Raw genomic sequence first — 6,109 nt, 5'->3', positions numbered from 1 at the left:
CGAGTTCGAGCGTGACCCGCTTGAGGCTGGCGGCAGCCTCGGCCGCGACGGCCTTGCCGGTGGGAACCGAGCCGGTGAGCGAGATTTTCGCGACGTCCGGATGGCGGACAAGGGCGAGGCCGGTTTCGCCGAAGCCGTTGACGACGTTGAACAGGCCGTCCGGCAGACCGGCCTCGCGATAGATCGCGGCGAGTTCGAGGGCGGTCAGCGGCGTTTGCGGCGCGGGCTTGAAGATGACCGCATTGCCGCAGGCGAGGGCGGGGGCGGATTTCCAGCAGGCGATCTGCAGCGGGTAGTTCCAGGCGCCGATCGCGGCGACCACGCCGAGCGGCTCGCGCCTGGTGTAGCCGAAGGCGCTCGGCCCGAGATCGACCGACTCGCCGGTGATCGAGGCGGCGATGCCGCCGAAATATTCGAGGCATTCGGCGCCGGAGATGACATCGACGACGCTGGTTTCGGCGATCGGGCGGCCGGTGTCGAGCGTTTCGGTGCGGGCGAGTTCATCGTTGCGTTCCCGCAATATGGATGCGGCGCGGTGCAGGATGCGCCCGCGCGCCGCGGCGGGCGTTGCGGCCCAGGCGCGCTGGGCCTCGCGCGCGGCGGCGACGGCGGCGGCGACGGTTTCGGCGTCGGCGATCTCGATCTCGGCCAGCACGCCGCCGGTGGCGGGGTTGCGGGTTTCGAACCGGGCGAGGCAGGCGCGCGACCTGGGGCCGCCGGCGATGAAGTTGCGGCGGGGTTCGCCTGTCATGGCAGGGCTCCGGTTCAGCTGGTGGCGAGGACGAGTGTCGGGGTCGCGTCGGTCATTGTGGCGCGGCCGGCGTGGGTGAGGGCGTCGAGCACCTCGTTGGCGCCGCACCAGCCGACGATGCGCCCGTCTTCGGCGACCAGCACGGGATGGCCGCTGCGCTGGCGCTGCTCGACGACATCCTTCAGCAGATGCGTGGTCTCGACGATGCCGACGGCACCTTCAGGGGTCGCGGTTTCGCCATCGACCGGATGCACGGCAATCGCCGCATTGTTGCAGGAAAGCCCGTCCAGCGTGCCGTCAGGGCGCAGCGAGAGGCGGTAGTGCGAACGATCGTCGGTGAAGCTGAACTGGGCGCCCTGGACATCGTCCGCCGCATCGAGCGGGCGCATCAGTGAGGCGGCGCGGATCGCGGTGAGCGGGTTCATATGGCGGACGAATTCGGCGACGTAGTCGGTGGCAGGACGCAGCACGATGTCTTCCGGCGCACCGACCTGGATCACCTGGCCATCCTTCATGATCGCGATTCGGTTGCCGAGTTTCAGCGCCTCGTCGAGGTCGTGGGTAACGAAGATGATCGTCTTGTGCATGCTCTGTTGCAGGGAGAGCAGTTCGTCCTGCAACTTGTTGCGGATGAGCGGATCGAGCGCGGAGAAGGGCTCGTCCATCAGCAGGATGTCGGGGTCGGTGACGAGGGCGCGGGCGAGGCCGACGCGCTGCTGCATGCCGCCGGACAGCTCGTGCGCGTGCTTCTCGGCCCAGGGCAGCAGGCCGACCAGATCGAGCCAGCGATCGACCGTCTCGCGGGTTTCGGTCTCGCCGGTGCGGCGCAGTTCGAGGCCGAGTTCGACATTGCGGCGGACGGTGCGCCAGGGGAGCAGGGCGAATTGCTGGAACACCATCGAAACCGCGCGGTTGCGCAGGGAGCGCAGCGCGGCCGGGGCGGGGTTGGTCATGTCGATCGTCTGGTCGCCATGCAGGATCAGGATGCGGCCGCGCGAGATCTTGTTAAGGCCGTTCACTGCGCGCAGCACGGTGGTCTTGCCGGAGCCGGACAGCCCCATGATGACGAAGATCTCGCCCTTCGCGATTTCGAGATTCACATCGGCGGCGCCGACGACGACGCCTGTCGTCTCGATGATGTCGGCGCGGGTATGGCCCTCATCGAGCATCGCGGCGGCACGGGCGAGCGGCGCCCGGGCGGCGCGCCCTTCCGCGGGCGGAAACAGGATGTCGACATGCTCGAAGCGGGCGGCGAATTCAGTGCTCATGCGTTTTCGCGCTCCGGGCGGAACACGCGATCGAGAATGACCGCGAGGATGACGATGGCGAGGCCCGAGGTGAAGCCGCGGCCGATCTGCACGGTTTCCATGGCCTCGACCACCGGTTCGCCGAGGCCCCCGGCGCCGACCAGCGCGGCGATGACGACCATGGACAGGCTCAGCATGATCACCTGGGTAAGGCCCGCGAGAATGGTCGGCAGTGCCGCCGGAATCTCGACCTTCCAGAGCAACTCCCACGGCGAGGCGCCGAAGGCTTGCCCCGCCTCGATCAGCGGGCGCGGCACATTCGAGATGCCGACATAGGTCAGGCGCACCGGGGTGGGTGCGACGAACACGATGGTGGAGATGAGGCCGGGAACGCTGCCGAGGCCGAAGAGCACGAGGGTGGGGATCAGATAGACAAAGGTGGGCAGCGTCTGCATCAGGTCGAGCACCGGGCGCAGGATGCGGTAGAGCGTTGGATGGTGCGCCGTGGCGACGCCAAGGGGCACGCCAATCAGCATGCAGGCGAGGGTGGCGTAGGCGACGAGCGAGATCGTCTCCAGCGTGCGTTCCCAATAGCCCTGGTTGAGCACGAAGGCGAGGGCGAGCAGCACGAACAGCGCGAGCTTCCAGGATTTCTTGAAATACCAGGTCAGCCCCGCAAAGAGCACGATCAGGATGAGCGGAGACACCCAGTCCAGCGCGCCCGTCGTGTTATCGAGCAGGAACCCGAGCACGTCCGAAAGGATGTTGAAAAATCCCTGAAAGTTATCTTTCAGGGCGGTGATGGCCGCCGTCGCCCACGCCCCGAGAGGAATGGCGTGGTGGACGATCCAGTACTGCACGCTCTCGATCCCGTTCATCTGTCAGCCTCCGCGAGCCGGCACGCGCCAAGCGCGCGCGCCGGGGGAACAAGGGGCCTGATCAGTTCAGGCCGGCGAGGACGGCCGCGGCGCCGGGCTTGCCGGAAACCGTGGTAACGCCATCAAGGGTTTTCTTCACCCAGGCCGGATGCGCCTTTAGCCACGCGGCGCCGACGGCGGACGCGTCCTGATGCTTGACCTGCACGTCGTACATCATCTTGTTTTCGTCATTCACCGTGAGCGCGAAATTGTGCAGCAGGCGGCCGACATTCGGGCAATCCTTGGCGTAGTTGTGCCTTGTGTTGATGTAGAGCGTCGCCTCGCCCTGATGCGGGCCGAAATAGTTCTTGCCGCCGGTGAGATAATTGATGTGGAACTCGACATTCATCGGATGTGGTTCCCAACCGAGGAAGACGATCGCCTGCTTCTTCGGATATTTACGCGCGACCTCGGCGAGCATGCCAGCTTCGCTGGACTGCACGAGGTGGAACTTGCCGAGATCGAACTTGTTCGACTTGATCATCGAGAGAACATGTTCGTTGCCGTCATTGCCCGGCTCGATGCCGTAGATTTTGTAATGCAGCTGCTTTGCGAACTTGTGAATGTCGGCAAAGGTCTTCAGCCCCTTCTCATAGAGATAATGCGGCACCACGAGAGTATATTTGGCGTGCTTGAGGTCGGGGCCGATGACATCGATCTCGTGTTTCGCCTCGTAGGGTTTGGTTGTTCCGTCCTGCGACGGCGTCCAGTTGTCGAGAAAGACGTCGATCTTGTTGTTGCTGAGACCGGCATACATCACCTCGAGCGAATAAAGCTTGATGTCGGTCTTGTAGCCGAGTGAGGTCGCGACTTTCGAGAAGACAGCGTTCTGCACCGCATTGTCGGTCCAGCCGATATTGGCCATCCGGATTGTGCGGCATGACGCGGGCACGCCGGCATGCGCGATGCCCAGACCCATCACGAAGGTTGCCAGCGTTGCGCCTAAGATCGATTTTCTCATTTTTATTTCCTCTGCTCCGTTACGAAATTCCGGTTCGCTTGTGCGACCGGCATTGTCCTGCCCTGCCCTTGGAGTTCGTTTTTTCAATCATATAGCGAATGATCAGCGACGGGCTGTATTGTATGGAACCGACGCAGGGCTTGCATCGTTCCGTTTGGCCGGCCTCGTTCAGTGAGGTGGGGCGGCAGCGAGATTGACGATGATGACGCCCAGAGTGATCGTCATGATGCCGAACATTGTCATCGGCGTGAGATGCTGTCCGAAGCGGAGCCAGCCCACCGCGCTGACGAGGATGATGCCCGCGCCGCTCCAGATCGCATAGACCACGCCGATCGGCATCGTGCGGACAAGAATGGCGAGAAGGTAGAAAGCGGCAGCGTAAAAGACGAGAGTACCCAGGGCCGGGAGTGCCAGGGTGAACCCGTCTGACGCCTTCAGAAACGACGTCCCTGCCACCTCGCACGCAATTGCGATGGCGAGCAGGGTGTAGGACTTCAGCTCGTTCATCTCATTCATGATCGAGGGAAAACATTGCGCGGTCAACCCGCAATATGGAGTTTATCGGCCGACTTCAAAAATCTTATGGATTTATATGGATTATTTCAAAATCAGAACATGCGTTGAAGCCGTAACATCTCGGACAATTCATCCACCGGATGAGCGATGCTGAAATGTCACGGTTGTCTGATTTGCCGTAAGAATGGCGAGTTTTTACAAATCCATGACGGTCTTGTTCAAGACGTTCCGCGACAGCCGTTCAAGGTAGATCAGGCGAGGCATACATAATCGCGAAGGCATGACGTCAGGGATAAACGCTGGGGTGAAGATCGCGCGCCGCTTCACGCACGGATGGTTCGGCAGGTCGGCATTGCGGGGCTTCCAGATTTTGTCTTCTTTTGCGAGTGCGGAGGGATGGTCGCCTGCGGCCGGTGGTCGCCCATCGCGCAGCTCCGGCGGAAGACGGATCAGGCCTCGCCGGAGGGGTGAAGACCTCGGCAGGCCCGCGCGGTTGCCGGACTTTTTCAACTAACAACAGGGTAGTAGTAATGAAAACGAAAAGACTGAACGGACGGACAACTCTCGCCGGGGCCAGCATGGTGGCTCTGATGGCCTGCGCGTCGCCGGCCATTGCGATGAACCTGCCCGCGGCCCAGAAATTCGATGCTGGCCCGCTCGGCACGCTGGATGTCAGCGGCGGGTTCGACGGGTATTTCTATGCGCTGTCGGGCATGGGAACCAATAGCATTCTCGGTAACAAGAAATCCGCAGGCGCCATCGCGCGGACGCTCGAAGTCAACATCACCAAGTCGACCGGACAATTCCAGTTCACCCTCGACGTGAAGCCGAGCAACTCGCTGTATTTCGGCTCCAGTCCGTCGCAGATGGTGACGAACGAGTTCACGCTCGGGCCGATCTACGCCGCCTATGGCACCTGGGCCCCTAACGCCAATTTCAATATATCCGTCGGTCAGGTGTATTCCACGGAAGGCTGGGAATCATCGACCGACTGGAAGAACGCCAACCTCATCGACTCGCCACTTTACTATGTCGAGAACTCGTCGAGCCGCGGCGTGCAGGCGAGCTATACCCTGGGAAAGCTCTCCGCCACGCTGACCTTTGGCGACGGGTTCGACTCCGGCGTGTTCAACACACTGCAGGAACTGGTGACGTATTCGTTCGACGGGAACAACGCGCTGTCTTTCTACGGGACGCAGAATCTCGGGACGACGGGGCCGAATACCTTCGCCTATGGCCAAGGAAAAACGGGATCGGGTTATCCCGGCTATAATGCGGCCTATGTCAATTCGGACATGTACGGCGCGTATTATTCATACACCAACGGCAACCTGAACGTCGTGCCCGAGGTACAATATGTCTACGCCAAGCCGAACCGGCGGGTAGGGCTGACCAAGTTCACCAGCAATTTCGGCGCGGAGGTCATCACCAACTATCAGTTCGGCAAATCGCCCTGGTCGCTCGGCAGCATGGTATTCTACTATAAGAACACTGGCCCTCAGGCCTGGTATCTGAATGCCAATTCTGCCGGCTTCGGCATCGGCGTGACGCCGTCCTGGATCAAGGGCCATGTCTTTGTGCGTGGCGAGGTAGGGCTGCTGCACCTGACCAATCTTGGCACGCCGCGGGTCGGCGGTGGCTTTGGCGCCAGCGGCACCGACCGCAACCAGGTGATGAGCATCCTCGAAGCGGGTCTCGCCTTCTGACGTTTCGCGTT

The 6,109-nt window shown here is 62.2% G+C and carries 6 protein-coding genes; 1 reads left to right on the top strand and 5 read right to left on the bottom strand.

The features are described from left to right. The 5 genes from ACIDOCELLA78_RS82495 to ACIDOCELLA78_RS82475 all read right to left on the bottom strand — a co-directional run. On the bottom strand, nucleotides 1–751 hold a 751-nt coding region (locus ACIDOCELLA78_RS82495; protein ID WP_201727677.1), incomplete at its 3' end, for an aldehyde dehydrogenase family protein. A gap of 14 nt (nucleotides 752–765) precedes the next feature. After that, a complete protein-coding gene (locus ACIDOCELLA78_RS82490; protein WP_201727676.1) occupies nucleotides 766–2,019 on the bottom strand; it encodes a glycine betaine/L-proline ABC transporter ATP-binding protein in 1,254 nt (417 codons plus the stop codon). Then, the gene (gene choW, locus ACIDOCELLA78_RS82485) at nucleotides 2,016–2,876 is read right to left on the bottom strand and encodes a choline ABC transporter permease subunit (protein ID WP_201727675.1); all 861 of its coding nucleotides are present in this window, start codon (nucleotides 2,874–2,876) and stop codon (nucleotides 2,016–2,018) included. The genes ACIDOCELLA78_RS82490 and choW overlap by 4 nt, the downstream gene beginning before the upstream one ends. 61 nt (nucleotides 2,877–2,937) lie before the next feature. Then, complete coding sequence (locus ACIDOCELLA78_RS82480) at nucleotides 2,938–3,876, bottom strand: ABC transporter substrate-binding protein (protein WP_201727674.1); 939 nt, start codon at nucleotides 3,874–3,876, stop codon at nucleotides 2,938–2,940. Nucleotides 3,877–4,044: 168 nt separating this feature from the next. Next, a complete protein-coding gene (locus tag ACIDOCELLA78_RS82475; protein WP_201727673.1) occupies nucleotides 4,045–4,383 on the bottom strand; it encodes a multidrug efflux SMR transporter in 339 nt (112 codons plus the stop codon). A gap of 587 nt (nucleotides 4,384–4,970) precedes the next feature. Here ACIDOCELLA78_RS82475 and ACIDOCELLA78_RS82470 point away from each other — a divergent pair. Next, the gene (locus tag ACIDOCELLA78_RS82470) at nucleotides 4,971–6,098 is read left to right on the top strand and encodes a porin (protein ID WP_249674958.1); all 1,128 of its coding nucleotides are present in this window, start codon (nucleotides 4,971–4,973) and stop codon (nucleotides 6,096–6,098) included. Nucleotides 6,099–6,109: the final 11 nt, after the last annotated feature.

The sequence above is a fragment of the Acidocella sp. C78 genome, from assembly GCF_907164655.1.
Note: the sequence above shows the minus strand (reverse complement) of the source record. Positions and strands in the feature narration are given on the sequence as shown.